Origin of the sequence: Streptomyces sp. NPDC048270 (assembly GCF_040652335.1) — a bacterium.
In the GTDB taxonomy this organism is placed as follows: domain Bacteria; phylum Actinomycetota; class Actinomycetes; order Streptomycetales; family Streptomycetaceae; genus Streptomyces.
In genome coordinates this window covers 1-26,244 of sequence record NZ_JBEZLV010000043.1, presented here as the reverse complement: position 1 = coordinate 26,244, position 26,244 = coordinate 1, and the positions used below count along the sequence as shown (strand labels likewise).

The 26,244-nt window shown below is 72.1% G+C and carries 23 protein-coding genes, 3 tRNA genes and 1 pseudogene; 12 read left to right on the top strand and 15 right to left on the bottom strand.

Translation table 11 applies throughout. The features are described from left to right. Nucleotides 1-344 precede the first annotated feature (344 nt). Both bldC and AB0D66_RS28770 read right to left on the bottom strand, forming a co-directional pair. The gene (gene bldC, locus AB0D66_RS28775) at nt 345-551 is read right to left on the bottom strand and encodes a developmental transcriptional regulator BldC (RefSeq protein WP_003949541.1); all 207 of its coding nucleotides are present in this window, start codon (nt 549-551) and stop codon (nt 345-347) included. A 567-nt stretch (nt 552-1,118) separates the two neighbouring features. Continuing rightward, entirely contained in the window at nt 1,119-1,973 is an 855-nt protein-coding gene (locus AB0D66_RS28770) for a hypothetical protein (RefSeq protein ID WP_362309628.1), read from the bottom strand. Between the two features lie 185 nt (nt 1,974-2,158). Here AB0D66_RS28770 and AB0D66_RS28765 point away from each other — a divergent pair, with 185 nt between their 5' ends. Then, a complete protein-coding gene (locus tag AB0D66_RS28765) occupies nt 2,159-3,247 on the top strand; it encodes a Glu/Leu/Phe/Val dehydrogenase dimerization domain-containing protein (protein ID WP_362309625.1) in 1,089 nt (362 codons plus the stop codon). A 297-nt stretch (nt 3,248-3,544) separates the two neighbouring features. Further along, nucleotides 3,545-3,805 (top strand): DUF3073 domain-containing protein, encoded by a 261-nt coding sequence (locus tag AB0D66_RS28760; protein WP_069921195.1) that lies wholly within the window; start codon nt 3,545-3,547, stop codon nt 3,803-3,805. Nucleotides 3,806-3,889: 84 nt separating this feature from the next. Here the strand turns inward: AB0D66_RS28760 and purM are convergent, their stop codons facing one another. Continuing rightward, the gene (gene purM / locus AB0D66_RS28755) at nt 3,890-4,960 is read right to left on the bottom strand and encodes a phosphoribosylformylglycinamidine cyclo-ligase (protein WP_362309621.1); all 1,071 of its coding nucleotides are present in this window, start codon (nt 4,958-4,960) and stop codon (nt 3,890-3,892) included. Between the two features lie 90 nt (nt 4,961-5,050). After that, complete coding sequence (purF, locus tag AB0D66_RS28750) at nt 5,051-6,568, bottom strand: amidophosphoribosyltransferase (protein ID WP_267033687.1); 1,518 nt, start codon at nt 6,566-6,568, stop codon at nt 5,051-5,053. A 42-nt stretch (nt 6,569-6,610) separates the two neighbouring features. Between purF and AB0D66_RS28745 the strand changes: the two genes are divergently transcribed. Together AB0D66_RS28745 and AB0D66_RS28740 are read left to right on the top strand one after the other, a co-directional pair. Continuing rightward, on the top strand, nt 6,611-6,811 hold the full coding sequence (locus tag AB0D66_RS28745; RefSeq protein ID WP_362309666.1) for a putative leader peptide: 201 nt from the start codon (nt 6,611-6,613) through the stop codon (nt 6,809-6,811). 90 nt (nt 6,812-6,901) lie between these two features. Further along, complete coding sequence (locus AB0D66_RS28740) at nt 6,902-8,326, top strand: sulfatase-like hydrolase/transferase (protein ID WP_362309617.1); 1,425 nt, start codon at nt 6,902-6,904, stop codon at nt 8,324-8,326. Between the two features lie 105 nt (nt 8,327-8,431). Here AB0D66_RS28740 and AB0D66_RS28735 read toward each other — a convergent pair whose 3' ends face one another. From AB0D66_RS28735 to purS, 6 genes are all read right to left on the bottom strand, one after another. Further along, on the bottom strand, nt 8,432-9,226 hold the full coding sequence (locus AB0D66_RS28735; protein ID WP_362309614.1) for an META domain-containing protein: 795 nt from the start codon (nt 9,224-9,226) through the stop codon (nt 8,432-8,434). 36 nt (nt 9,227-9,262) lie between these two features. Beyond that, nucleotides 9,263-10,054, bottom strand: coding sequence for a sterol carrier family protein (locus tag AB0D66_RS28730; protein ID WP_362309610.1), 792 nt, complete (start codon nt 10,052-10,054; stop codon nt 9,263-9,265). Between the two features lie 9 nt (nt 10,055-10,063). Continuing rightward, a complete protein-coding gene (locus tag AB0D66_RS28725; RefSeq protein WP_362309607.1) occupies nt 10,064-11,338 on the bottom strand; it encodes a hypothetical protein in 1,275 nt (424 codons plus the stop codon). A gap of 115 nt (nt 11,339-11,453) precedes the next feature. After that, nucleotides 11,454-13,703 (bottom strand): phosphoribosylformylglycinamidine synthase subunit PurL, encoded by a 2,250-nt coding sequence (gene purL, locus AB0D66_RS28720; protein ID WP_362309603.1) that lies wholly within the window; start codon nt 13,701-13,703, stop codon nt 11,454-11,456. Continuing rightward, nucleotides 13,700-14,380: a phosphoribosylformylglycinamidine synthase subunit PurQ gene (gene purQ / locus AB0D66_RS28715; RefSeq protein ID WP_362309600.1), complete on the bottom strand. Its 681-nt coding sequence runs from the start codon at nt 14,378-14,380 to the stop codon at nt 13,700-13,702. Before purQ ends, purL begins: the two co-directional genes overlap by 4 nt. 2 nt (nt 14,381-14,382) lie before the next feature. Next, a complete protein-coding gene (gene purS / locus AB0D66_RS28710; RefSeq protein WP_362309597.1) occupies nt 14,383-14,628 on the bottom strand; it encodes a phosphoribosylformylglycinamidine synthase subunit PurS in 246 nt (81 codons plus the stop codon). Nucleotides 14,629-14,954: 326 nt separating this feature from the next. Here purS and AB0D66_RS28705 point away from each other — a divergent pair, with 326 nt between their 5' ends. The 8 genes from AB0D66_RS28705 to AB0D66_RS28670 all read left to right on the top strand — a co-directional run bounded on the left by AB0D66_RS28705 (nt 14,955) and on the right by AB0D66_RS28670 (nt 19,460). Next, nucleotides 14,955-15,272, top strand: a complete 318-nt coding sequence (locus AB0D66_RS28705) for an Lsr2 family protein (RefSeq protein ID WP_362309594.1) — start codon at nt 14,955-14,957, stop codon at nt 15,270-15,272. Between the two features lie 87 nt (nt 15,273-15,359). Next, a tRNA-Gly gene (locus AB0D66_RS28700) sits at nt 15,360-15,431 on the top strand. Between the two features lie 77 nt (nt 15,432-15,508). Next, nucleotides 15,509-15,584: transfer RNA gene (locus AB0D66_RS28695), tRNA-Gly, on the top strand. Nucleotides 15,585-15,759: 175 nt separating this feature from the next. Further along, entirely contained in the window at nt 15,760-16,737 is a 978-nt protein-coding gene (locus AB0D66_RS28690) for an ABC transporter ATP-binding protein (RefSeq protein ID WP_362309591.1), read from the top strand. Further along, nucleotides 16,734-17,498 (top strand): ABC transporter permease, encoded by a 765-nt coding sequence (locus tag AB0D66_RS28685; RefSeq protein ID WP_362309588.1) that lies wholly within the window; start codon nt 16,734-16,736, stop codon nt 17,496-17,498. The genes AB0D66_RS28690 and AB0D66_RS28685 overlap by 4 nt, the downstream gene beginning before the upstream one ends. Before the next feature lie 21 nt (nt 17,499-17,519). Then, on the top strand, nt 17,520-18,755 hold the full coding sequence (locus tag AB0D66_RS28680; RefSeq protein WP_362309585.1) for a histidine kinase: 1,236 nt from the start codon (nt 17,520-17,522) through the stop codon (nt 18,753-18,755). Then, nucleotides 18,752-19,363 (top strand): response regulator transcription factor, encoded by a 612-nt coding sequence (locus tag AB0D66_RS28675; RefSeq protein ID WP_362309581.1) that lies wholly within the window; start codon nt 18,752-18,754, stop codon nt 19,361-19,363. The genes AB0D66_RS28680 and AB0D66_RS28675 overlap by 4 nt, the downstream gene beginning before the upstream one ends. Nucleotides 19,364-19,387: 24 nt before the next feature. Then, a tRNA-Gly gene (locus tag AB0D66_RS28670) sits at nt 19,388-19,460 on the top strand. An 89-nt stretch (nt 19,461-19,549) separates the two neighbouring features. Here the strand turns inward: AB0D66_RS28670 and AB0D66_RS28665 are convergent. The 5 genes and pseudogenes from AB0D66_RS28665 to AB0D66_RS28645 all read right to left on the bottom strand — a co-directional run. Continuing rightward, nucleotides 19,550-20,455: a phosphoribosylaminoimidazolesuccinocarboxamide synthase gene (locus AB0D66_RS28665; protein WP_362309578.1), complete on the bottom strand. Its 906-nt coding sequence runs from the start codon at nt 20,453-20,455 to the stop codon at nt 19,550-19,552. Between the two features lie 94 nt (nt 20,456-20,549). Beyond that, nucleotides 20,550-22,025, bottom strand: a complete 1,476-nt coding sequence (locus AB0D66_RS28660) for a N,N-dimethylformamidase beta subunit family domain-containing protein (protein WP_362309575.1) — start codon at nt 22,023-22,025, stop codon at nt 20,550-20,552. A gap of 190 nt (nt 22,026-22,215) precedes the next feature. Next, on the bottom strand, nt 22,216-23,901 hold the full coding sequence (locus AB0D66_RS28655; protein ID WP_362309663.1) for a hypothetical protein: 1,686 nt from the start codon (nt 23,899-23,901) through the stop codon (nt 22,216-22,218). Between the two features lie 321 nt (nt 23,902-24,222). Further along, nucleotides 24,223-25,476, bottom strand: a complete 1,254-nt coding sequence (gene purD, locus AB0D66_RS28650) for a phosphoribosylamine--glycine ligase (RefSeq protein ID WP_362309572.1) — start codon at nt 25,474-25,476, stop codon at nt 24,223-24,225. Nucleotides 25,477-25,537: 61 nt separating this feature from the next. Continuing rightward, nucleotides 25,538-26,244, bottom strand: a pseudogene (locus AB0D66_RS28645) (DNA polymerase III subunit gamma and tau); the annotation flags it as partial.

Here is a 26,244-nt window from a genome sequence, read left to right as displayed (position 1 = left end):
TTCCCGGCGGCCCGCCCCCTTACGGGGTGCATTCCCGTGCATACAAGAGTGATCATATGTGACGGGAGTCACCATATGAGTTTTTGAGACATGTACTTTTATCGCACCCATACACCTGCTCGATTTAATATGTGCAATTGCACCCCACCCTGCCGGCCCCCGCACATCAGCCCGATACCAGCCTGACCAGGGCATAAAAAAGATCGCGCTGGACCCGGCGGAGTCCAGCGCGATCGACGACTTGTGAACCTGTTGGGGCAGGCTCAGCCGTATGAAGCAATGTGGGTTTCATCGGATTGGGGGACCCGATACGAACCCGTTAAAGCAGGGGTGCTTGCGCGACCTCAGGCCTCGCTGCGCTGCTGCGGAATTCCCGCGAGCAGTGCGCGAACCTCGGCCTCGCGGTAACGCCGGTGCCCACCCAGGGTGCGGATGGACGTGAGCTTGCCAGCCTTGGCCCAGCGGGTGACCGTCTTCGGGTCCACGCGAAACATCGTGGCAACCTCAGCCGGGGTCAGCAGCGGCTCGGCATCAGGGGTGCGAGCGGTCATGAGCGGCCTCCTCGGGAGAACCGAACCATCTCGGTTCTTTCCTCTAAATTCTGCACCTTGGCCCGCGGTGCCCGAAATGGACATACGCGGGCCGAGTCGGTTATAGGACGAACGGCTTGTCCTCGGCACTACAACTACACCATCCGTCCAGCCCCAAGGGCCAAACCGACGGAATTGCCCTCCGAGGTGTTCATCAGCGGCGGAAGCCGATGGACCGCCCCATAACGGACAGTCACCCCACTGTGACGATCAGTCACAGAGCGATCAGGAGTCGTCAGACCCCCCGTAGAGCGCAATGCCGAGCATTCCGCCCTTAGTTGGACGGAAGGAACCCTCCCCGGACTCCTTGTCCTATTTTGGCACGAGGGTAGGGGAAGGGCGCAAGGGTGTGGTTAGTGCGGTCCGTCACGCTTGGGCCAATGGCCCGTATCGGGACGTAGGTCCTGGTACAACGTCCTTAAAGGTGCGATCAAGCCCCTGATCAGCCACTTATGGCCGAAAGACCGATACGCGGGGGTACGTACGGGTGCTCCGCGGCCCGATCCGGCGCCGGCCCGCCTCGGAAAACTAATTCGCGAACAGTCTCTCCCGAACCGCCCTCCACCGTTCCGCGAGCTCCTCGTAGACCTCGGCCGCCCCTTCCTCGTCCCCCGCCCGCAGGGCCGCGATCCCCTCCGCCAGGTCGCCCGCCGAGCGGTCCGCCGCCAGCCGGTCCGCCGGGAGCGCGTGCAGCAGCCCTCCGTAGTCCAGTTCGACCATGGACCGCGGGTGGAACTCCTCCAGCCAGCTCCCGACCTCCACCAGGCCCTCGGCGAGCATCCCGTACCCGTCCGCCGCCCGCAGGGTCCGCAGGGCGCGCGCCAGGCGCCGCCGCGCCTGGACCATCGGCGTCCGGTAGCGCAGCCGCTCGCCCGGCACGTACTCCCGCTCCTGGTCCGCCACCAGCACGAACCAGCGCAGCGGGACCTGCCACACCCCCGTACGGATCCACGGCCGGGCGTCCGGGTTCCGCTCGCGCCAGTGCTCGTACTCCTCCGCCGCCCGCCGGCGCACCGCCGGCGGGAGCGCCGCGTCCAGCACCGGCAGCGGGAACCACTCGACCAGCTCCTTGAGCGCCAGCCAGCCGCGCAGCCGGGTGCGCCACGGGCAGACCAGCAGCACCCCGTCGACCTCCGCCGTGAAGGCGTCCGCGCTCTCGTGGGCCGGCACCCCCACCAAGGGCACCCGCACCAAGTCGGCGAGCGAACGGCGCAGTTCGTCCTGGGCGGTCGGGGCCGTCCCGCGCCGGGCGTAGTCGGCCCAGTGCGCCCGCTCCGGCTCCGGGAAGGCCGCCAGCGGCTCGTAGACGCGCAGGTAGGAGGCGTACGGGACGGCCGGCGCCGAGCGCGCGGAGGGCAGCAGGGGATCGGGAGATTCGCTCACGCTCTCGTACTCCCCTTTTTGCGGCTCCGCTACCTCCGGCGCGCCAGTGACACGGGAGTGTTCCGATCCTCGGACAGGCGGTCCCCGCACCCCCCTCAGGTCTTACGCTGCTCCCAGCACGCCCTCCCCCACCCGCAGGGCGGGCGTCATTTCCGCGCCGCATCTCTCCCATGGGAGTCACCACCGTGACCGAAATGACCGACGGCGTCCTGCACACCCTGTTCCGTACGGAGCAGGGCGGCCACGAGCAAGTCGTGCTGTGCCAGGACCGAGCCACCGGCCTGAAGGCCGTCATCGCGATCCACTCCACCGCCCTGGGCCCGGCCCTCGGCGGCACGCGCTTCCACGCGTACGCCTCGGACGAGGAGGCCGTCCTCGACGCGCTGAACCTCTCGCGCGGCATGTCGTACAAGAACGCCCTCGCCGGTCTCGACCTCGGCGGCGGCAAGGCCGTGATCATCGGCGACCCCGACGTCCTCAAGAGCGAGGAACTGCTGCTGGCCTACGGCCGGTTCGTGGAGTCCCTCGGCGGCCGCTACGTGACGGCCTGCGATGTCGGCACGTACGTGGCGGACATGGACGTCGTGGCCCGCGAGACCCGCTGGGCGACCGGCCGCTCCCCCGAGAACGGCGGGGCGGGCGACTCCTCGGTGCTCACCGCCTTCGGTGTCTTCCAGGGCATGCGCGCCAGCGCCCAGCACCTGTGGGGCGACCCGACCCTGCGCGGCCGCAAGGTCGGCGTGGCCGGCGTCGGCAAGGTCGGCCACTACCTGGTCGAGCACCTGCTGGCGGACGGCGCCCAGGTCGTGATCACGGACGTGCGCGAGGAGTCCGTCCGCCGGATCCTCGACAAGCACCCGGGCAAGGTCACCGCGGTCGCCGACACGGACGCGCTGATCCGCGTCGAGGGCCTGGACATCTACGCCCCCTGCGCCCTCGGCGGCGCACTGGACGACGACACCGTGCCGGCCCTCACCGCCAAGATCGTCTGCGGCGCGGCCAACAACCAGCTCGCCCACCCCGGCATCGAGAAGGACCTGCAGGACCGCGGGATCCTCTACGCCCCGGACTACGTGGTGAACGCGGGCGGCGTGATCCAGGTGGCCGACGAGCTGGTCGGCTTCGACTTCGACCGGTGCAAGGCCAAGGCCACGAAGATCTTCGACACCACCCTGGAGATCTTTGCTCGCGCGAAGATGGACGGCATCCCGCCGGCTGCCGCGGCCGACCGGATCGCCGAGCAGCGGATGGCGGACGCCCGCTCCGCCCGCTAGCCACGGGCCCCTTCCGGGGGCACTTGGGCGCGCCCGCCGGGGTGCGGGGAGACAGAACTCACTGCACTTCGGCGGGTCGCGGGCCAGGAACGCGTTAAAATCGCGGTTGACCAGCGAGGACGGGGCGCCTTGTTGGTACTGCACCGGGGCGCGTCATGCGGGCGGCGTACCGTATGGCCGCGGAAGCAGGTACCGTTAAACCCCTACGGACGGTCTCTCCACGGAGAGCCCGCTCCGAACCATGAACGCGTGTCAGACTCTGGGGCCGTCGAGCCCCGTCACCGAGGGGGTCGAGCCATGGGGCGCGGCCGGGCCAAGGCCAAGCAGACAAAGGTCGCCCGCCAGCTGAAGTACAACAGCGGCGGGACTGACCTCTCGCGTCTGGCCAATGAGCTGGGCGCATCGCCGACAGAGCCGCTGCAGATCAGCGAGCCGGTCGAAGTCGATGACGATCTGGACGACGACGACCCGTACGCCAAGTACGCGGATCTCTACAACAGCGATGACGACGACGAGGACGAAGAGTCCGGTCCGTCGGCACAGCGTCGCGGCGCTTGACGCTTTCTCGAGAGCGTCTGCACAACAGGGTCACAGACTGAAACCCGGTCCAGGGCATCGCCCCGGACCGGGTTTCAGTGCTGCTCAGCTCGCGTAGGAGCCGGTCAGGGTCGATCCCTCGGTGTGCTCGCCGCGCTCGACGATCTCACCGGCGACCCAGGAGTCGACGCCCCGGTCGGCCAGCGCGGTCAGGGCCACGTCCACCGACTCGGCGGGCACGACCGCCATCATGCCGACGCCCATGTTCAGCGTCTTCTCCAGTTCCAGCCGCTCGACCTGACCGGCCTTGCCGACCAGGTCGAAGATCGCGCCCGGGGCCCAGGTCGAGCGGTCGACCGTGGCGTGCAGGTGGTCCGGGACGACCCGGGCCAGGTTCGCCGCCAGGCCGCCGCCGGTGATGTGCGAGAAGGCGTGCACCTCGGCCGTCCGGGTGAGTGCCAGGCAGTCCAGCGAGTAGATCTTGGTGGGCTCCAGGAGCTCCTCGCCGAGGGTCCGGCCGAGCTCCTCGATCTCCTGCTCCAGGGCCATCCCGGCCCGGTCGAGGAGGACGTGCCGGACCAGCGAGTACCCGTTCGAGTGAAGGCCGGACGAAGCCATCGCGATGACGGCGTCACCCTTACGGATGCGATCCGCGCCGAGCAGCCGGTCGTACTCGACGACGCCGGTGCCCGCGCCGGCCACGTCGAAGTCGTCCGGGCCCAGCAGGCCCGGGTGCTCGGCGGTCTCGCCGCCGACCAGGGCGCAGCCGGCGAGGACACAGCCCTCGGCGATGCCCTTGACGATGGCCGCGACACGCTCGGGGTGCACCTTGCCGACACAGATGTAGTCGGTCATGAAGAGCGGCTCGGCGCCGCAGACGACGATGTCGTCCATGACCATCGCGACCAGGTCGTGGCCGATGGTGTCGTACACGCCGAGCCGGCGGGCGATGTCGACCTTGGTGCCGACCCCGTCGGTGGCGGAGGCGAGCAGCGGACGCTCGTAGCGCTTGAGGGCGGAGGCGTCGAAGAGGCCGGCGAAACCGCCGAGGCCGCCGAGTACCTCGGGGCGCTGCGTCTTCTTCACCCACTCCTTCATCAGCTCGACGGCGCGGTCTCCCGCTTCGATGTCCACGCCTGCGGCTGCGTAGCTGGCACCGGTGGTCTTCTCTGTCATGACAGGGAGAGCTTTCGTGTCGTTACTGCTGTCGGTGCCGGGCCCTGGGAAAAGCCTGAAAGACAGGACCCGGCGCAGGTGGAGCGAAGGTTACGGACGACGCAGCGCGTCGGCGGCGTCCGTGCCGCCCGCGAGCTCGGACTCCAGGAGCTGCTTGCCCAGGAGCTGCGGATCGGGCAGCTCCATCGGGTACTCGCCGTCGAAGCAGGCACGGCAGAGGTTGGGCTTCTGGATGGTCGTCGCCTCGATCATCGCGTCGAGCGAGATGTACGAGAGCGAGTCCGCGCCCAGGGACGTGGCGATCTCGTCGACCGTCATGCCGTTGGCGATCAGCTCGGCCCGGGTGGCGAAGTCGATGCCGAAGAAGCACGGCCACTTCACCGGCGGCGAGGAGATCCGGATGTGGACCTCGGCCGCGCCGGCCTCGCGGAGCATCTTGACCAGGGCGCGCTGGGTGTTGCCGCGGACGATCGAGTCGTCCACGACCACCAGGCGCTTGCCCCGGATGACTTCCTTGAGGGGGTTGAGCTTCAGGCGGATGCCGAGCTGGCGGATCGTCTGCGAGGGCTGGATGAAGGTCCGGCCGACGTAGGCGTTCTTGACCAGGCCGGAGCCGTACGGGATACCGCTGGCCTCCGCGTATCCGACGGCGGCGGGCGTGCCCGACTCCGGAGTCGCTATGACCAGGTCGGCGTCGACCGGGGCTTCCTTGGCCAGGCGCCGGCCCATCTCGACACGCGAGAGGTAGACGTTCCGGCCGGCGATGTCGGTGTCCGGGCGCGCCAGGTAGACGTACTCGAAGACACAGCCCTTGGGCTTCGCTTCCGCGAATCGGGAGGTGCGCAGGCCGTTCTCGTCGATCGCGATGAGCTCGCCCGGCTCGACCTCGCGGACGAAGCTGGCGCCGCAGATGTCGAGGGCGGCGGTCTCACTCGCGACCACCCAGCCGCGCTCCAGGCGGCCGAGGACCAGCGGGCGGATGCCCTGCGGGTCACGGGCGGTGTAGAGGGTTCCCTCGTCCATGAAGACGAGCGAGAAGGCGCCCTTGACCTTGGGGAGGACCTTGGTGGCCGACTCCTCGATCGTCAGGGGCTTGCCGTCCTCGTCGGTCTGCCCCGCGAGCAGGGCGGTGACCAGGTCGGTGTCGTTGGTGGCCGCCACCTGGGTGGCGCGGCCGTCCTGACGGGGGAGGTCGGCGACCATCTCGGCAAGCTCGGCGGTGTTCACCAGGTTGCCGTTGTGACCCAGGGCGATCGAGCCGTGGGCGGTCGCACGGAAGGTGGGCTGCGCGTTCTCCCAGACGGAGGCTCCGGTGGTCGAGTAGCGGGCGTGACCGACCGCGATATGACCTTGGAGCGAGCCGAGAGAGGTTTCGTCGAAGACCTGGGAAACGAGGCCCATGTCCTTGAAGACGAGGATCTGGGAACCGTTGCTCACAGCGATTCCCGCGGACTCTTGTCCGCGGTGCTGCAGTGCATACAGTCCGAAGTAGGTGAGCTTGGCGACCTCTTCACCCGGAGCCCAGACACCGAAGACGCCGCAAGCGTCCTGGGGGCCTTTCTCACCGGGGAGCAGGTCGTGGTTGAGTCGTCCATCACCACGAGGCACACTACGAGTGTAGGCGAGGTCGACCACTGGTCCGAATTCGGGATGCCCGGGAAATGTCACAGCACAGAGGGTGACCGGCCCGCTCCGTCTCGGTATCCGGATTCCTTTGTTGACAGCCGTATGGGCATTCGTACAGGCTCTCGCCCCATGCAGCCTCTCGGTGACCGCACCGTCACCCTCGTCGAGCGCCGGCACGTGGACCTGGTCCGTGTCGCGAGCGCCATCTGTCGCTGTTCTGCGTAGTCACACGCCGCAATTCCTTTCTCTTTCTCGTCCTGCCCCGCCCCGGCACGCCCCGCGCTGCCGGGTGCCGGGCCGTGCCTTGGAGTACCTGTGACCTCGTACGAACCCCAACTGTCCCGGCGCGCCTTCGGCGGAGCGGTCGGTGTGAGCGCCGCCGCGGCGGCCGTGGGCCTGGGCGCCGCGGCCCCCGCCCAGGCCGCGGAGGCGGCGGAGGCCGCTCACGAGCGGGAGTTCTGCGCCGCCCGCGGGCGGCAGTCCCGGCGTCCCAACATCCTGTTCATCCTGGGCGACGACCTGGGCTGGGCGGACCTGTCCTCGTACGGATCTCCGCACATCAAGACCCCGAACCTGGACCGGCTGGCCCGCCAGGGCGTCCGGTTCACGGACGCGTACTCCGGTTCCGCGACCTGCTCGCCCACCCGCTTCAGCCTCTACACCGGCCGCTACCCGGCCCGCACCAAGGGCGGGCTGGCCGAGCCGATCGCCGACAAGTCGGTGGGCCTGGACCCCACCCACCCGACGCTCGCCTCGCTGCTGCGGGAGTCCGGCTACTCCACCGCGCTGATCGGCAAGTGGCACGCGGGCCACCTGCCGGACTACAGCCCGACGAAGTCCGGCTGGCAGGAGTTCTTCGGCAACTTCGGCGGGGCGCTGGAGTACTACTCGAAGCTCGGCCTGGGCGGCGAGTACGACCTCTACGAGGGCGACGCCACCTACCGGGACCTGCGCTACTACACGCGGATCATCACCGAGCGGGCGAGCGCCTACGTCTCCCGCGACCACCACGGCAGGCCGTGGCTGCTGAACCTGAACTTCACCACCCCGCACTGGCCGTGGATCGCGGAGGGGGACACGCAGCAGAGCGCCGAGATCGTCCGCCGGATCAAGGCGGGCGACGGGCGGGCGCTGTGGCACCAGGACGGCGGCTCGCTCGACAAGTACCGGGAGATGGTCGAGGACCTGGACCGGTCGGTCGGCGAGGTGCTGAAGGCCCTGCGGCGCTCCGGCCAGGAGGAGAACACCCTGGTGGTGTTCTCCAGCGACAACGGCGGCGAGCGCTTCTCCTACAACTGGCCGCTGTCGGGCAACAAGGCCTCCCTCCAGGAGGGCGGGATCCGGGTGCCGAACATCGCGCGCTGGCCCGCGCGGCTGGACGGCGGGCAGGTCAGCCGCGTCCCGGTGTTCAGCCCGGACTGGGCGGCGACGCTGCTCGAGGTGGCCGGGACGCGGCCGCACCCGGCGTACCCGCTGGACGGGGTGAGCCTGGCCGGCTACCTGCTGCGCGGCGACGAGCCCGCCGAACGGGACCTGTTCTGGCGGGTCCGCGGGGAGCGGGCCCTGCGGCGCGGCAACTGGAAGTACTACCGCGGCAAGGCGGGCCGGGACCAGCTGTTCGACCTGGCGGGGGACGTCCGCGAGCAGGCCGACAAGGCCGCGGTGGAACCGGCCCGGCTGGCCGCGCTGCGCTCCGCGTGGGAGGCCGTGGACGCGCAGCTGCTGCCGTACCCGGCCTGACCCGCCGTGCTCCCGGGCGGGCCGAACCCGGGGGGCGCGTACGCCGGTTGCCCGCCGGAGGGGCGGCTTCGGCGCCCTTCCGGCGGGCAGCCGGCGTACGGGGGGTCACTCGGCCGCCGTGGCTCCCTTGGCGGTGAGGCCCTTGCCGTCGGGGGCGGTCAGGGTCAGGTTCTGGCCCTGGATCTTCCAGGTGAGCGGGCCGCTGCCGAGCAGCGCGGTCAGGGTCCGCTCCACCTCGCCGGCCGGGCCCTCGCAGGCCATCCGGGTCGAGGTGAGCGGCCCGAAGGTGACCGAGGAGCCGTCGACGGCGGCCTTGGCGCTGAACGTGTTGCAGCCGAGGCTGCCGCTGGCCGCGCCGTCGGGGGTCAGGGTGAACCGGGCCTTGCCGGCCGCCTCGGCGGGGACGGAGGACACGGTCGCGCCGTCGACGAGCGAGTCGACGCTCCACTCGGTCGTGGCGAGGGGGGCGTCGGGGGCCGCGGGCTGGGAGGTCAGGGCGATGGTGCCGCCGTCGGGGGCCTTCAGGGTGAGCCGGTCGGGGCCCCGGTCGATGGTCAGCCGGCCCTTGAAGAGCTTGGCGAACGCGATCTCGAACTCCTGGTTCTCGCAGGCCATGGTGGTGCTCGCGCCGGGGGTCACGGTCACGGCGGAGGTTCCTTCGAAGACGGCCTTCGCCGTGAAGCCGTTGCAGCCGTAGTTGCCCGTGGCCTTGTCGGGCCCCAGCTCGAGGCGGGCGACGGCCGGTGCGTGCAGGGTACGGCCGCCGGTGGTGAGGGACTCAACGGCCCAGGAGCCCTGTGGGTCGGGGAGCGGGCTGCTCCCGCTGTCCTCGGACTGGGCGCACGCGCAGAGCGCGAGGACGAGGGCCAGGCCGGTCGGAAGGTGCCTGAGGGTACGCATGCCGATCGGACGGACGAGGCGCCCGGGCGGTTCCGCTCAGCTCATCAGGGGGAGCAGCGCGGACAGGTCGGCCCGCTCGCCGCTGGCCCTGACCCGCGCCTCGTCGAGGGCCGCGGCCCAGTCCGTACGGCCCGTCGCGAGCCGGATCCAGGTCAGCGGGTCGGTCTCCACCACGTTGGGCGGGGTGCCGCGGGTGTGGCGGGGGCCCTCGATGCACTGGACCACCGCGAAGGGCGGGATCCGCACCTCGACGGAACCGCCCGGGGCCTTGAGGGCGAGGGCGTCGGCGAGCAGCCGGGTGCAGGCGGCCAGGGCCTGGCGCTCGAGGGGGATGTCCGCTCCGGCGGCCCGGTTCAGGTCGTCGGTGTGGACCACCAGTTCCACGGTCCGGGTGACCAGGAAGTCGGCGAGGGTCATGTCCCCGATCCACAGGTCCAGCACGCGCGCCCCGGTGTGGGCCTCCAGCGCCCGGGCCATGCCGGCGCCCGCCCGCTCGTAGAGCTCGGGGAGCGGGGCTCCGGCCAGGGTCTCGCGGGCGGCTTCGGAGATCTTCCCGGCGAGGGACGCGGTGGCGAAGGGCCACTCGACGGCGGTCAGTTCGGGGACGGCGGCGGGCGGCCGCGCGAGGCCGGCGGCCAGCGAGTCCGCGATCCACGCGATGTGCGCGGCCAGTTCGGCGACGGTCCACGCGCCGAGCCCGCTGGGCCGGGCGAGCTGCTCGGGCCCCAACTCGGCCACGCCCCGGGCGACATGCCCGAACTGTGCGGTGACGGCCGCACGGATCTTCGCGGGGTCGTAGGCACGCGGCTTCTTCTTGGCGGGCGGCATGTCCTGACCCTACTGGGCCGCGGGCAGCACCGGTCCGGTGCAGCCGCGCCGCGTCGCGGCGTCGGTGGCGTAGGCCTTGAACAGCTCGTCGAGGCGCGGGCCGAGGACGGACCGGTAGCGGTACGGGACGGTCATCGTGAGGGTGGCCGGCCGCCCGTCGCAGGTCATCGAGCCGTGGAGCACGTCGCCGAGGCGGCCCGCCCTGCCGGGGACGAGCGGGTCCGGGCTGTGCGTGCCCCGGACCTCGACCGCCACCGCGGCCGCGTCCTCGCCGTAGTACGTGCGGGTGCGGACCCACCACGGCGAGGTCCACAGGATTCCGTTCAGGTCCAGGCGGGCCCGCTCGTCCGGGCTCAGGGTGGGGAAGACCCGCTCGGTGGCCTCGCGGCCCACCGCGAGCAGGCAACTCTCCTCGCGGGCGCCGCCCGTCAGGGGCACTCCGGCCGCCCGGTCGGGCAGCCTGCCGCTGTCCGCCGTCCGCACGTGGGCGGCGTACCAGGCGCAGCTGTCCGACCGCTCGCCCACCGGTCCGAGCTCGGCGACGGGCGCGGGCAGCCGCTCGGGTAGCCCCGGCAGCCGGGTGCGGCAGCCGAACTCGGCGGCGGCACGCTCGGCGGCCTGCCGTGCGAGGCGGGCCAGTCTCGGACGGTCGCCGGCCTCCTGGCGGGTGCCCGGGGCGGCGGCGGTGACGACGAGGCTGGTCATCCCGTCCAGGGCCGGCTGCTCGCACCGGGCCACGACCGTCACGTCGGCGGGGCCGTAGTCGCCGAGCCGGCCGTCTCCGAGCGGCGGCCGGCCGGGGGTCCTGGTCCGCGCGGTCACCTCGTCTCGCGACCCGAGCCGCAAGGTGGAGAAGGGTTCCTGGCGGGAGTCCCCAACGGTGTGCAGGGCCCGCTCCCGGGGCAGCGCCTGCAGGGTGAGGGTGAACTGGCTGAGCCTGAGGTCCCGGCCGTCGCGGTCCTCCAGGCGGTGCAGCACGCAGCGGCCCGGAAGCGCGTCGAGGCCGACCGTGCCCGGGTCCGGTCCCTCGCCGCCGAGCACCACCCGGTCGGCGCCGCCGTCCAGTTCCATGACCGTCCCGGCGTCCACCAGCCCGGCGCAGGCCCGGGTGATCAGCGTCCGGCTCGCCTCCCGGTCCTGATGGGTCCGGTACGTGTCGGACAGCGCCCAGCCGCCGAGGGCCACGCCGACCGCGCCTGCTGTGCACAGCAGGAGGTTGGCCGCGTTGCGCCATCGGCCCCAGTCCGGCAGCACCCCGCCGCCGGGCTCCAGTGGCTCGAACATCCCCGACCCCCCGCTCGTGCGACCGCACCGACGCGGCCGACCGTACCAACCCCCGACCACGGCACGCAGGCCCCGCCCACACGGTGGGCGGGGCCTGCGACAGCCGAGGGGCGGATCAGGCCAGCAGGCCCGGGATCGTCGCCTCGTGGGCCTCGCGGAGTTCGGCCAGGGGGAGGGTGAACTCGCCCTGGACCTCGATCTCCTCGCCGTCCACCACGCCGATGCGGGCGACCGGCAGGCCGCGCGCCCCGCACATGTCGGTGAAGCGGAGCTCCTCGCTGCGCGGGACGGACACGATGGCCCGGCCCGCGGACTCGGAGAACAGGAAGGTGAACGCGTCCAGGCCCTCCGGGACCACGATCCGCGCACCGTTGCCGCCGCGCAGGCAGGACTCGGTGAGCGCCTGGATCACGCCGCCGTCGGACAGGTCGTGCGCGGCGTCGATCATGCCGTCGCGCGAGGCGGAGATCAGGATCTCGCCCAGCAGCTTCTCGCGGCCCAGGTCCACCTTGGGCGGCAGGCCGCCGAGGTGGTTGTGGACGACCTGGGACCAGGCCGAGCCGCCGAACTCCTCGGTCGTGTCGCCCAGCAGGTACAGCAGCTGGCCGGCCTCCGAGAACGCCATCGGCGTACGGCGGTTGACGTCGTCGATCACGCCGAGGACCGCCACGACCGGGGTCGGGTGGATGGCTACGTCGCCGGTCTGGTTGTAGAGCGAGACGTTGCCGCCGGTCACCGGGGTGCCCAGCTCCAGGCAGCCGTCGGCGAGACCGCGGGTGGCCTCGGCGAACTGCCACATCACGTCCGGGTCCTCGGGGGAGCCGAAGTTCAGGCAGTTCGAGATCGCCAGCGGCTTGGCGCCGGTCGCCGCGACGTTGCGGTACGACTCCGCCAGCGCGAGCTGCGCACCCGCGTAGGGGTCGAGCTTGGCGAAGCGGCCGTTGCCGTCGGTGGACATGGCCACGCCGAGGTTGGACTCCTCGTCGATGCGGACCATGCCCGCGTCCTCGGGCTGCGAGAGCACCGTGTTGCCCTGGACGAAGCGGTCGTACTGGTCGGTGACCCACGACTTCGACGCCTGGTTCGGCGAGGAGACCAGGGCCAGGACCTGCGCGCGCAGTTCGTCCGACGTGGCCGGCCGCGCCAGCTTGCCGGCGTCGTCCGCCTGGAGCGCGTCCTGCCAGGAGGGGCGTGCGTACGGGCGGTTGTAGACCGGACCCTCGTGGGCGACGGTGCCCGGGGGCACGTCCACGATCTGCTCGCCGTGCCAGAAGATCTCCAGGCGCTCGCCGTCGGTCACCTCACCGATGACGGTGGCGATGACGTCCCACTTCTCGCAGATCTCCATGAACCGCTCGACGTACTGCGGCTCGACGATCGCGCACATGCGCTCCTGCGACTCGCTCATGAGGATCTCCTCGGGCGAGAGCGTCGCGTCGCGCAGCGGGACGGTGTCCAGCTCGACCCGCATGCCGCCGGAGCCGGCGGAGGCGAGCTCGGAGGTCGCGCAGGAGAGCCCGGCGCCGCCGAGGTCCTGGATGCCCGCGACCAGCTTCTCCTTGAAGATCTCCAGGGTGCACTCGATGAGGAGCTTCTCCTGGAAGGGGTCGCCGACCTGGACGGCGGGGCGCTTGGTCGGCTTGGTGTCGTCGAAGGTCTCGGACGCGAGGACCGAGACGCCGCCGATGCCGTCGCCGCCGGTGCGGGCGCCGTAGAGGATGACCTTGTTGCCGGGGCCGGAGGCCTTGGCGAGGTGGATGTCCTCGTGCTTCATCACGCCGATGCAGCCGGCGTTGACCAGCGGGTTGCCCTGGTAGCACTCGTCGAAGACGACCTCGCCGCCGATGTTGGCCAGGCCCAGGCAGTTGCCGTAGCCGCCGATGCCCGCGACGACGCCCGGCAGGACGCGCTTGGTGTCGGGGTGGTCGGCCGCGCCGAAGCGCAGCGGGTCCACGACGGCGACCGGGCGGGCGCCCATGGCGAGGATGTCGCGGACGATGCCGCCGATGCCGGTGGCCGCGCCCTGGTAGGGCTCGATGTACGAGGGGTGGTTGTGCGACTCGACCTTGAAGGTGACCGCGTAGCCCTGGCCGACGTCGACGACGCCGGCGTTCTCGCCGATGCCGACGAGCATGGCGTCGTTCTGCGGGACCTTCTCGCCGAACTGCTTCAGGTGGACCTTGCTGCTCTTGTACGAGCAGTGCTCGGACCACATGACCGAGTACATGGCGAGCTCGGCGCCCGTGGGGCGGCGGCCGAGGATCTCCCGGATGCGGGCGTACTCGTCCTCCTTGAGGCCGAGGTCCTTCCAGGGCTGCGCCGCGTCCGGGGTCTCGGAGGCGTTCTTGACCGTGTCGAGGCTCATGCGCCCACCAGCTTCTTCAGGACCGAGGTGAAGAACGGGAGGCCGTCGGTGCGGCCCGTCCCGATCAGCGGCTCCACCGCGTGCTCCGGGTGCGGCATCAGGCCGACGACGTTGCCCTCGGCGTTGGTGATGCCGGCGATGTCGCGCAGCGAGCCGTTGGGGTTGACGTCGAGGTACCGGAAGGCCACGCGGCCTTCGGCCTCCAGTTCGTCGAGCGTGCGCTCGTCGGCGGTGTAGCGGCCGTCCATGTTCTTGAGCGGTACGGAGATCTCCTGGCCGGCGGTGTAGTCGCCGGTCCACGAGGTCCCCGTGTTCTCCACCCGCAGCTTCTGGTCGCGGCAGATGAAGTGCAGGTGGTTGTTGCGGAGCATCGCCCCCGGCAGCAGGTGGGCCTCGGTGAGGACCTGGAAGCCGTTGCAGATGCCGAGGACGGGCATGCCGCCCTTGGCCTGCTCGATGATGGTGTCCATCACCGGCGAGAACCGGGAGATGGCTCCGGCGCGCAGGTAGTCCCCGTAGGAGAAGCCGCCCGCGAGGACGACCGCGTCGACCTGGTGCAGGTCCTTGTCGCGGTGCCAGAGCGAGACCGGCTCGGCCCCCGCGAGGCGGATGGCGCGCAGTGAGTCACGGTCGTCGAGCGTTCCGGGGAACGTGACGACTCCGATGCGAGTGGTCACCGTCAGTCCTCGACCTTCACGGTGAAGTCCTCGATGACGGTGTTGGCGAGGAAGGTCTCGGCCATCTTGTGGATGCGGTCGAGGGCGGCCTGGTCGACCGGTCCCTCCACCTCGAGCTCGAAACGCTTCCCCTGGCGGACGTCCGCGATTCCCTCGAAGCCCAGGCGCGGCAGTGCACGCTGCACCGCCTGGCCCTGGGGGTCGAGGATCTCCGGCTTGAGCATGACGTCGACTACGACGCGTGCCATCGGGCACTCCCGTGTGTGGTTGGTGCGAAGGCGGTTCCCTCAGCGTACCCGGCCGAAATTTCTACGCGGGTAGATATCTCGGAGCCGTGATCACCGGGCCGTTTCGGCTTCACCAACGCTTCGCAAAATCCGACGGAAAACCACGCGCCCGGCATTGCGGCGGGACACGCGGAGAGAATTAACTGGGCTTCGCAATGCAATGGGAATCGGGGTACAAAGGAATCACCCGGGATTCCGGTTGAATGATGCATTGCCCCGAAACATCCACACAGTCGACATCGCCCCACGTCAACACGGAGCGAGGTCGCACGAAGGGACCGATATCCGTGGCGCAGCGCGTAGTAGTCACGCTCTCCGACGACATCGATGGCGGAGAAGCGGCGGAAACGGTCGTGTTCGCTCTGGACGGAAAGTCGTACGAGATCGACCTCAATGTGGCCAACGCGAAAAAGCTGCGGAAGGGCCTCGCCCCCTTCGTGGCCGCCGGCCGCCGCCAGTCGCGTTCGGGGAAGACCTTCAAGCACACGTCCATCGCCCCGGACCCGGCGGTCGTCCGGGCCTGGGCCCGGTCCAACCAGTACGAGGTGCCGCCCCGCGGCCGCATCCCCAAGAAGATCTACGAGGCCTACAACGCGGCCCACTGAGAGCCGATTTGCCATCCACCCCCCTCCGTCGGCTAGTGTGTGGATCACGCCGAGGGGCCAGACCGCAGGTCACAGCCCCGAAGTCGTGCGGGTGTAGTTCAGTAGCAGAACATCCTCCTTCCAGGAGGAAGGCGCAGTGTGCGATCCCTGTCACCCGCTCTGCATCGGTTGTCCGACCACCACGGTGGATCGGGTAGAGTGATGCACGCACCGCTCGCGGTGCACGCAGTAAACCTGCGGACGTAGCTCAGTTGGTAGAGCACCACCTTGCCAAGGTGGATGTCGCGCGTTCGAGTCGCGTCGTCCGCTCCATTGGGAGAAGGCCCCGGTCATTACGACCGGGGCCTTCTTCGTGTTTCCGTCCCCGTTTCCCTCCGGCGCCCTCGGGCGCTCCCTTCCGCGTTCCCTTCCGCGTCCTGACAAATGTCATTGCGGATCATGACAGCGCGCACTGCCCCGGCCGTCCGGGCGCCGCGAGGCTGGAGTCATGACTGACACCGTGATCGACGTCGAGGGGCTGCGCCGGGGCTACGCCGGCGGTTTCGAAGCCGTACGGGGCGTCTCCTTCTCCGTGGCCCGGGGCGAGGTGTTCGCCCTGCTCGGCACGAACGGCGCCGGCAAGACCTCCACCGTCGAGCTGCTGGAGGGACTGGCAGCGCCGAGCGGCGGGCAGGTCCGCGTCTTCGGGCTCGACCCCTCCACGCGGCGGGCCGAGGTCCGCCCCCGCACCGGGGTCATGCTCCAGGAGGGCGGCTTCCCCTCGGACCTCTCGGTCGCCGAGACCGTGCGGATGTGGAGCGGGGTCACCACCGGCGCCCGGCCCGCGGCGGAGGTGCTGGGGCTGGTGGGCCTGGGAGCGCGCGCCTCCGTCCGGGTCAAGCAGCTGTCCGGCGGCGAACGCCGGCGCCTCGACCTGGCGCTGGCCCTGCTGGGACGGCCCGAGGTGCTGTTCCTCGACGAGCCGACCACCGGCATGGACCCCGAGGGGCGCCGCGACACCTGGGCGCTGGTACGCGAATTGCGGGACCAGGGGACCACCGTGGTGCTCACCACGCACTACCTGGAGGAGGCCGAGGAGCTCGCCGACCGGCTGGCGATCCTGCACGAGGGGGAGATCGTCCTGGCCGGCACCCCGGCCGAGGTGACCGCCGGCCGGCCCGCCCGGATCCGCTTCACGCTGCCGGACGGGGTGCCCGCGGCCCGGCTCCCGCTGTCGCTGCGCGCCGCGGCCTACGGGCAGCACGTGGAGATCCGTACCGGGCGGCTCCAGGAGTCCCTGACGGAACTGCTGCGCTGGGCCCATGACGCCGGGGTGGCGCTGGACCGGCTCGACGCCCGGTCCGGCTCCCTGGAGGAGGCCTTCCTCGACATCGCCCAGGGCCGCCGCGCCGGGGGCACGGCCGCCACCCCGGACACCACCGCGCCGGCCGGTCCGGCCGGCGCACTGGCAGGAGCCGCCCGATGAACACGCCGACCCTGAACCCCGGCCGGCTCACCGCGCTCGGCCGCAGCGAGCTCACCCTGCTCGTCCGCAACCGGGCGGCGCTGAGCGTGGCCCTGCTCATGCCGCTGCTGATGGTCTTCGTACTGCGCTCCACCCTGAGCGGCGCCGAGGGCCTGGCCGCCGTCGGCGAAGCCACGCTGACCGGCGGGATCGGCATGGTGCTGCTGCTCGTCGTCTACATGAACCTGGTGTCCGCGTTCGTGGCCCGACGCGAGGAGCTCGTACTGAAGAGGCTGCGCACCGGCGAGGCGAACGACCTGGAGATCCTGGCCGGGACCGCGCTGCCCTCCGCCGTCCTCGCGGTCGGCCAGAGCACCGTCCTCGCGGTCGCCGGGGCGGCCGCCCTGGACGCGGCGATGCCGCGCAGTCCGCTGCTGCTCGTGGCGGCCGTGCTCGCCGGGATCGTCCTGCTGGCCGGGATGTCCGCGCTGACCAGCGCCGTCACCCGCACCGTGGAGAGCGCGGGGCTGACCACGCTGCCGCTGTTCCTGCTGACCGCCCTCGGCTCGGGGCTCTTCGTACCGCTGGAGCGGCTGCCGGAGAAGCTGGCCTCGGTGTGCGAACTGCTGCCGCTCAGCGGGGTGATGACCCTGGTGCGGGCCGGCTGGAGCGGCGGCACGCAGGCCGAGGAGCTGCTGGGGGCGACGCTCACCACGCTGGCCTGGGTCGTGATCACCGTGTTTGCTGTGCAGAAGTGGTTCCGCTGGGAACCGCGCCGCTAGGGGAGTCGGGGGACGGGAACCGTGTCGAAGCTGACGGGGTGGTGGAAGAACCGCAGCAGTGCGGAGAAGGTGGAGCTGTACACGCGCTGGTCGTGCCACCTCTTCGTGCTCCTCGAGATCCTTTCCTTCGGGCTGCTCCCGGTGGCCGTCGAGGCCCCCGAGCAGCCCATGGTGGCCCTCGCGCTCTTCCTGCTGGTGTGCGCGCACGCGGTGCTCTGCGGGTTCGTGTACTCGCGGGCGATGGACTGGGTGGTCGGCCGGCGCGAGCGGCCGGTCCGGCTCTCGGTCACCGTCGCGACGGTCACGGCCGTCTTCGTGGTGACGGTGCTCGTCCTGCGCCGGTACGGGGTGCTCTCCGACCCGGCTGTGGCCCCGCAGCTGATCGCGGGAGCGGCTGGCTTCGGGAGCGGGGCCCTGGTCATGTGCCTGCCCTCGGTGCGGCAGATGCGGTACGTCGGCCCGGCCTACTCGGGCGGCACGGGGCTGGTGGTGCTCGCGCTCGGACTGTCCGCCGCGGAGGCCCTCGGGTACGTGGTCGGCATGCTGATCTCCACCCTCTTCTTCTCGATCGCCTGCGGATTCACCAACTGGCTGCTCAAGACCGTCTGGGAGCTGGACCGCTCCCGCGAGGCCCAGTCGCGGCTGGCGGTCGCCGAGGAGCGGCTGCGCTTCGGCCGGGACCTGCACGACGTGATGGGCCGCAACCTGGCGGTGATCGCGCTCAAGAGCGAGCTGGCGGTCCAGCTGGCGCGGCGCGAACGCCCGGAGGCGGTGGACCAGATGATCGAGGTCCAGCGGATCGCGCAGGAGTCCCAGCGCGAGGTGCGCGACGTCGTGCGCGGCTACCGGGAGGCGGACCTGTCGGTGGAGCTGGAGGGCGCGCGCGGGGTGCTGAGCGCGGCCGGAATGGACTGCCGCGTCGACGTCCGGGCCGGGCGGTCGCTGCCGGCGGAAGTGCAGTCGGCGCTCGGCTGGGTGGTGCGCGAGGCCACCACGAACGTGCTGCGGCACGGTGACGCGCAGAACTGCCTGATACGGCTGACCGCACCGCAGGCCGGGGCGGTGACGCTGGTGGTGGAGAACGACGGGGCGCCCGAGTGCCCCGCCGGGCCGCCCGGCTCCGGGCTCGCCGGGCTGCGCGAGCGGCTCGCGGCCCTGGACGGAACCCTGCAGGCGGGGCTGGTGGCGGGCGGCCGCTTCCGGCTGTGCGCCGAGATCCCGAATGCCCACGTGCAAGGACTGGAGGTGCGGGCGTGAGCCCCGTACGCGTGCTGCTCGCCGACGACGAGCATCTGATCCGAGGGGCGCTGGCCGCGCTGCTGGCGCTGGAGGACGACCTGCTGGTGGTCGCCGAGGCCGCGTCGGGGCCCGAGGCCCTGGCGATGGCGCGGGCGCACCGGCCGGACGTGGCGGTGCTGGACCTCCAGATGCCCGGGGCGGACGGTGTGAGCGTGGCCACATCGCTGCGGGCCGAGCTCCCCGAATGCAAGGCCATGATCGTGACCAGCCACGGCCGTCCCGGGCACCTGAAGCGGGCCCTGGCGGCGGGGGTGCGGGCCTTCGCGCCGAAGACCGTCTCGGCCCAGCGGCTGGCGGAGCTGATCCGGACCGTGCACGCCGGAGGGCGTTACGTGGACCCGGAGTTGGCGGCCGACGCGATCAGCGCCGGGGACTCGCCGCTGACCGCCCGGGAGGCGGAGGTGCTGGAGTTCGCAGCGGACGGGGCGCCGGTCGCGGAGATCGCGGAGCGGGCCCGGCTGTCCCAGGGGACCGTGCGGAACTACCTCTCCTCGGCGGCGACGAAGCTGGGGGCCGAGAACCGTCACACCGCAGTGCGTCTCGCACGCGAGCGGGGTTGGGTATAGTAGTTCTCGCGTTACGGCGCACCTGCGGACATAGCTCAGTTGGTAGAGCACCACCTTGCCAAGGTGGATGTCGCGCGTTCGAGTCGCGTTGTCCGCTCTGTAAGGGAGAAGCCCCCGGTCCTCAGGACCGGGGGCTTCTTCGTCTTCCGGGGCGGCGCGGCGCCCTGCGGCGCCGCGCCGGCCGTCCTACGACCAGGGCAGACCGGTGAGCCGCTCGTAGGCCTCGACGTACTTGGCGCGGGTCCGCTCGACGACCTCCTGCGGGAGGGCGGGCGGCGGGAGCTCGCCCTTCGGGTCCCAGCCGGAGGCCGGGGAGGACAGCCAGTCGCGGACGTACTGCTTGTCGAAGGAGGGCTGGGCGTGGCCCGGCTCCCACAGGTCGGCCGGCCAGAAGCGGGAGGAGTCCGGGGTCAGCACCTCGTCCGCGGCGACCAGCGAGCCGTCCTTCGGGTCGAATCCGAACTCGAACTTGGTGTCCGCCAGGATGATCCCGCGCTCACGGGCGATGTCCCGGGCCCGGCCGTACACGGCGAGGGTCGTCTGGCGCAGCAGGGCGGCCGTCTCGGCGCCCGTGGTGCGCGCCACCTCCTCGTACGAGACGTTCTCGTCGTGCTCGCCGACCGCGGCCTTGGCGGCCGGGGTGAAGATCGGGGCGGGCAGCTCGGAGCCGTCCACGAGGCCTTCGGGCAGGGCCAGCCCGCAGACCGTACGGGTCTGCCTGTACTCGGCGAGGCCGGAGCCGGTGAGGTAGCCGCGGGCCACGCATTCGACGGGGACCATGTCGAGGTTGCGGCAGACCAGGGTGCGGCCGGCCCAGTCGGCGGGGGCGCCGGCGGGCAGGTCGGTGGAGATGACGTGGTGCGGGACGAGGTCCGCGAGCTGGTCGAACCACCACAGGGAGAGCTGCGTGAGGACGCGGCCCTTGTCCGGGATCTCGGTGGGCAGCACCCAGTCGAAGGCGGACATCCGGTCGCTGGCGACCATGACGAGGCGGTCGTCCTCGTCGCGGTAGAGGTCGCGCACCTTGCCGGTGTGGAGGTGGACGAGGCCGGGAACCTCAACCGGCTCGGGCTTTTCGACGAATCCGGACACGGGGTCTCCCTGTGGGTCTGTACGAGCGCGAACCCATTCTCCCGTACGGGACGCCCTGCCCGGGCAGGCGGGGGTGCCGGGCCCCCGCGGGTTCTCAGTCCCGCTTGCAGATCCGGTCGAGCAGGTTGGCGGTGGCGCGCTGGACGCGCTCGTCGACGTGGCCGGGGCGGTCGAGCGCCGGGGACCAGGCGAAGGTGCCGGAGGCGAAGACCAGGGCGCCGCTGGGCGAGCGGTAGAGCGAGGTCTCCTGGTGGCGGCGGTGGTTCTCGCTGTCGAGGTACGGGGAGTGCGCGAGCAGGATCCGCTCCTGGTGCGCGGGGAGCTGGGTGCGCGGGTAGTACCGGTCGGCCTCGCCGGCGACCAGGCCGGGCAGCTCGTCGTTCTCCCCCGCCCCGGTGGAGTCCCAGAGCCAGTGCGTGGCGTTGCGCACGATCAGGGGCGCCGGTTCGGGGACGCGTCCCGCGTACTGGATGCCGAGCAGCTGCTGCTCCGGGCGGTCGACCTCGCGCCAGAGGCTGGCCCGGCCCGGGCCGCGCCGTTTTCGGCAGGTCAGGAGCCTGTCCTCGACCCCGGAGGGGGAGGGTCCCAGCTCGACCTGCCAGTACATGGTGTTGGCGGAGAGGAAGACGAGGGAGGTGCCGTGGTCGCGGGCGCGTTCGACGGTGCGGCGCATGGGCGCGGACCAGTACTCGTCGTGGCCGGGGAAGACCAGGCCGCGGTAGCGGGTCGGGTCGACGCGGCCGGCGTGCAGGTCGCGGGTGTCGGCGTAGGCGAGGTCGTAGCCGTAGCGCTCGGCCCAGCGGATGAAGTCGTAGGCGTGGCCGACGTGCAGGGGCAGGCCGGCGCCCGCGTAGGGGCGGTCGAAGGAGACGGTGTGGGCCGCGTCCTGTTCGCCGAGCAGTCGGCCGTCCTCGTCCCAGGCGTGGTAGAGGCTGGCGCCGGTGCGGCCGTCCTCCGGGTAGAGGTTGTAGGCCTGCCAGGTGATGTCGGGCAGGAGGAGCAGGAGGTCGGCGGGGTGGTCGTCGCGGACCGTGAAGGGGATGTGGGAGCGGTAGCCGTCCACGGTGGTGAGGACGGCCACGTACGCGCCGATGCTCCAGTACGACGGGACCTGGAGACGCCAGGACAGCCACCAGTGGTGGCAGGAGACGGTGCGGTCGGCGGCGAGGGGGGCCGGCTGGACGATCCCGGACAGGCGCGGGCTGGTGGTGATCTTGGATGCGCCGTCGCCGCCGTAGTGCCCGATGCGGTAGACGTCGACGGAGAACTGCTGGGGCGGGTCGACCGTGATGTGGAAGTCGATCGCCTCGCCGGGGGCCACGGCGCCGGTGGAGGCGAACCCCTTGATCTGGCGGTGCACGTCGTCGGCCGTGCGGGGGCCGCCGCTGCGGGCGCGTGGGAGCTGGCCGGGAGCGAGGGCCGGGTCCACGTACCAGGGGACGACCTGGCCGGTGTCGTCGAAGTAGAGCTCGCTGCCGCGGAACCAGGGCAGGGGGCCCTGTCCGAAGGGGTCGTTCACCGCGTGCGCGAGCGCACCGGACTCCCAACGCCGGATCTGGTCCGCACCCATGACCGCTCCCCTCCCTCGCTCCCCCGAACGGGCAATGCATCGAGCCGGTCCCAGCACATCACATTACGCACGCAGTCCGTCACCCTTCGTCGCGAATTGACGTGATCGGAACATAGGAATCCGGTTGAGTGTGCGAGCCGTAGCCCGTACGGGAGGCGTCCGGAAGGCCCCTGGAAGCCTCGGGGCGGCCTCAGACGAGGCGGACCGGCTTCTCGGGGCGGACGCCGAGGTCCGCGAGCCAGTCGCGCAGCGGCTCGGGGTCACCGTCCTCGACCAGGCACAGCACGCGGGGCGCGAGGTCCGAGCGGCGGTCGCCGCCGACGAGCAGGACCGGGCCGTCGAGCCAGTCCAGGCCGGGTGCGGCTCCGGCGGAGTCGACGGCCGCACAGCACACCATGGCCGTCACGTGGTCGGCCAGCAGGTCCCGGCCGCTGCGCGGGGGCTGGAGCGGGAACAGCGGCACGGCGTCCGCGCCCCGGGCCTTGCCGGCCGAGGGCTGCGCGGCACCGGCGGCGCGCTCCTCGCGGGCCAGATCGCCGCTGAGCCGTCCGGCCAGGGCCTCCCCGGCCGCGCCCGCGCCGGCGGGGTCGGTGAGATAGCCCAGCACCCGCTCCAGCGTGGGGCCGGCGAAGCCGTCCACCGCCGCGGGAGCGGCCGCCGCGGGAGCGGCCGGTGCGGGGGCGGCCGGTGCGGGGGCGGCGGCCGCGGAGGCCGGCGGGGCGGGCGGCGCGGCCGCGACGGTCAGGGCGTCGAGCGCCGTGTGCAGACGGGCCGCCTCCGTACGCCACTTGCGGTCCACGACCTCCTCCGGATAGGCCGCCCAGTCCACCGGGGACCACTCCGGCCCGGTCTGCGCCGGACCGCCGTGGAAGAGCCGCGCGGCCAGCAGCGAAGTCGCCTCGTCGACGGCACCGGGCTGCTCCAGCAGGTCGCAGGCGGGGCGCTCGCCGAGGCGCGAGGTGAACCCGTCGGCCAGCCGGTCGCGCCGGGACAGCTCGGTCAGTGCGGAGACCACCCCGGCGTCGAGGTGCGCGGGCCACCGCCCCATCCGCCAGGCGGGCAGCGCGACGCGGGTCAGCAGCCGGTCCCAGCCCGCGTAGGCCAGGCCGACCTGCTCCTGGGCGACGATGCGCAGCCCGTAGTCCACACCCTGTGCACGCTCGGAGGCGGCAGCGGCCACCCCGCGCTCCATCTCCGCGGCGTCCACCCGGCACAGCCGCAGCAGCAGCCGCGCGGGGGCGGCGATCCAGCCGAGGCCGCGCCGGCCGCCCACGTCCACCGCGGCGTCCAGACCCCGGACGAACCCCCGCGCATCGGCTATGTCCGGGTGCGCCGAAGGGCCCGTACCGGCGACGACCGGGGCGAGGACGGCGCGCAGCTCGGCGACGCGCATCCACCACAGGAACGGCGAGCCGATGACCAGCACCGGGGCGGCACCGGGCTCGGACTCCGGGCCCGCGGATATGCCGTCTCGGCGGTGCGCCGCGTGGGTGCGGTCCTCGAGCCAGCTGTCGCAGTCCGGGGTGAGGGCTATCGCGGAGGGCGCCGGCACGTTCATCCGGTCGGCGAGGTCCCGCACCAGCCGGTACAGGTCGGGGGCGGCGGCCTCGGACAGCGGCACCGTCGGCGTCACGGCCGGGCTCGCCCGCAGGACCACCGCGCCGAAGATCCCGCCGACCAGCAGCACCAGCACGGCGACCACGCAGACGGCGAGGGTCACCGCGGGCCAGGGGTCACCGGCCAGCCGGCCCGTCATCCGGGCGGCCACCAGCACCACCGCGAGGGCGGCGGGCAGCAGCCCGACGGCCAGTGCCCTGCTGCGCACGCGCAGCACGGCCAAGGCGCGGGAACGCGCGGACGGCACGCCCGCTTCCATGATCGAACCGGTTCCGGACACGGCCGGACCTCACCCCCTCTGCGCTGCGGCGGCTTTGCTCACTCCCCCACTGTGACACCCGCCACTGACATCGCAATGCCGGTGGGCCAAGTGCCGGAACGAGTGCCGGAATGCTTGCGCCGCACCCTAGTTGGGGCGGGAGCGGCCGTCAGGCAGACCGGGGGACGATCACCCGATGGAATGGCTTTGGGCAAAGGTGGGTGCGTTCGAACGCGGCCGGATGCAGTCGCACGCGAACGCGCCCGCGGGCCCGGGCGCACCTCGTGCGCACCGGGCCCGCGGGGGTCGCTCTGCCGCAGCTCAGGGGCGTCCGGCCGCCTTCGCGGCGATGTCGGTGCGGTGCTGGGAGCCGTCGAGCCGGATCCGCGCGACCGCCTTATACGCCTTCTCACGGGCCTGCGCCAGATCGGATCCGGTCGCCGTCACCGAGAGCACGCGGCCCCCCGCGCTGACCACCGCATCGCCCTCGCGCCGGGTCCCGGCGTGCAGCACGTACGCGTCGGGGGCGTCCTCGGCCGCCACCTCGTCCAGGCCCTCGATGACGTCGCCCGTGCGCGGGGTCTCGGGGTAGTTGTGCGAGGCGATGACCACCGTGACGGCCGCGTCCTCGCTCCAGCGGAGCTCGGGCTGGGCGTTCAGGGTGCCCTTGGCGGCGTTCATCAGCACACCCGCGAGCGGGGTGCGCAGCCGGGCCAGGACCACCTGGGTCTCGGGGTCGCCGAAGCGGGCGTTGAACTCGATGACCCGGGTGCCGCGGCCGGTGATGGCCAGGCCCGCGTACAGCAGTCCGGAGAAGGGGGTGCCGCGGCGGCGCAGCTCGTCGACGGTCGGCTGCAGGACGAGCTCCATGACCTCGTCGACCAGCTTCGGGTCGGCCCACGGCAGCGGGGAGTAGGCGCCCATGCCGCCGGTGTTGGGGCCCTCGTCGCCGTCCAGCGCCCGCTTGAAGTCCTGGGCGGGCTGGAGCGGGAGGACGGTGACGCCGTCGGTGATGGCGAAGAGGGAGACCTCCGGGCCGTCGAGGTACTCCTCGATGACCACGCGGTCGCAGCCGAGCGCGTGGGCGCGGGCGGCGGCGAGATCGTCGGTGACCACGACGCCCTTGCCGGCGGCGAGGCCGTCGTCCTTGACGACGTACGGGGCGCCGAAGGCGTCGAGGGCCTCGTCCACCTCTTCGGGGGTGGTGCACACGTAGCTGCGCGCGGTCGGGACCCCGGCCGCGGCCATCACGTCCTTGGCGAAAGCCTTGGAGCCCTCCAGCTGCGCCGCCTCGCCGGACGGGCCGAAGACGGGGATGCCGGCGGCGCGCACGGCGTCGGCGACTCCGGCGACCAGCGGGGCCTCCGGGCCGACGACGACCAGGCCGGCGCCGAGTTCGGTGGCGAGAGCGGTGACGGCAGCACCGTCGAGGGCGTCGACCGGGCGGAGCTCGGCCACCTCGGCGATGCCGGCGTTGCCGGGAGCGCAGTACAGCGCGGAGACGTCGGGGTCGAGGGACAGAGAGCGGCACAGGGCGTGTTCGCGGGCGCCGCCGCCGATGACGAGGACCTTCACGCTGCTCAGCCTAGCCCGGACGGCGCAGCCGGCTTCGTGCGGCCACCCCAATCAGGCGGGGCTACTCATTCGTGTATTCCTCCACAACGGTCGCTCCGAGCTCGCGCACGATCAGGTCGTGTCCGGTCAGCGCGCTCTCCACGAGGTCGGGATCGTCCTCCTCCGGGACGTCGTCCTCGGGCGCGACCGGCGGGGGCGCCTGCTGTACGGGGGGCTGCGGGGCCGGAGCCGACTGCTGGTGCTGCTGCGGCGGCTGGTACTGCGGGGCGGGAGCGGAGGAGGACGGCGCCTGGGGCGGGGGCGGCGGGCTGTAGGCCGGGGCGGGGGCCGCCGGGGCGCCGTACGAGGGCGAGGACTGGAGCGGGGCCGGTGCTCCGCCGGCCACCACGGCGTCGATCTTCCAGTTGACCTGGAACTGCTCGGCCAGGACGGCCTTGAGCACGTCCTCGCTGCCGCTGCTCGCGAAGTTGTCGCGGGCTCCGGGGTTGGGGAAGCCGAGCTGGAGGGTGGTGCCGTCGAAGCCGGTGACCTGCGCGTTCTGGCTGAGCAGGATCCAGGTGAAGCGGCGGCGGTTCTTGACGGCCTCGAGGACGCCGGGCCACATCGCCTGGACCTGCCCGGCGCCGGCGGCCATGCCCGGCGAGGGCGCGGCGGCGGCCGGGGCCGCGGGGGCCTGGGCGGCCGGCGCGGGGGCGGCGGGCACGGGCCCGACCCCGCCGCCGCCGCCATCCGAAGCGCCGCCGACAAACCCGCCCACCCTGGCAAGCC

Excerpts from the sequence above, each read along its gene's own strand:
- bldC (WP_003949541.1), bottom strand. The coding sequence starts at position 551 with ATGACCGCTCGCACCCCTGATGCCGAGCCGCTGCTGACCCCGGCTGAG.
- AB0D66_RS28760 (WP_069921195.1), top strand. The coding sequence starts at position 3,545 with ATGGGGCGCGGCCGGGCCAAGGCCAAGCAGACAAAGGTCGCCCGCCAG.
- purM (WP_362309621.1), bottom strand. The coding sequence starts at position 4,960 with ATGACAGAGAAGACCACCGGTGCCAGCTACGCAGCCGCAGGCGTGGAC.
- AB0D66_RS28745 (WP_362309666.1), top strand. The coding sequence starts at position 6,611 with ATGCCCGGGAAATGTCACAGCACAGAGGGTGACCGGCCCGCTCCGTCT.
- AB0D66_RS28735 (WP_362309614.1), bottom strand. The coding sequence starts at position 9,226 with ATGCGTACCCTCAGGCACCTTCCGACCGGCCTGGCCCTCGTCCTCGCG.
- AB0D66_RS28730 (WP_362309610.1), bottom strand. The coding sequence starts at position 10,054 with ATGCCGCCCGCCAAGAAGAAGCCGCGTGCCTACGACCCCGCGAAGATC.
- AB0D66_RS28725 (WP_362309607.1), bottom strand. The coding sequence starts at position 11,338 with ATGTTCGAGCCACTGGAGCCCGGCGGCGGGGTGCTGCCGGACTGGGGC.
- purL (WP_362309603.1), bottom strand. The coding sequence starts at position 13,703 with ATGAGCCTCGACACGGTCAAGAACGCCTCCGAGACCCCGGACGCGGCG.
- purS (WP_362309597.1), bottom strand. The coding sequence starts at position 14,628 with ATGGCACGCGTCGTAGTCGACGTCATGCTCAAGCCGGAGATCCTCGAC.
- AB0D66_RS28690 (WP_362309591.1), top strand. The coding sequence starts at position 15,760 with ATGACTGACACCGTGATCGACGTCGAGGGGCTGCGCCGGGGCTACGCC.
- AB0D66_RS28685 (WP_362309588.1), top strand. The coding sequence starts at position 16,734 with ATGAACACGCCGACCCTGAACCCCGGCCGGCTCACCGCGCTCGGCCGC.
- AB0D66_RS28660 (WP_362309575.1), bottom strand. The coding sequence starts at position 22,025 with ATGGGTGCGGACCAGATCCGGCGTTGGGAGTCCGGTGCGCTCGCGCAC.
- AB0D66_RS28655 (WP_362309663.1), bottom strand. The coding sequence starts at position 23,901 with ATGGAAGCGGGCGTGCCGTCCGCGCGTTCCCGCGCCTTGGCCGTGCTG.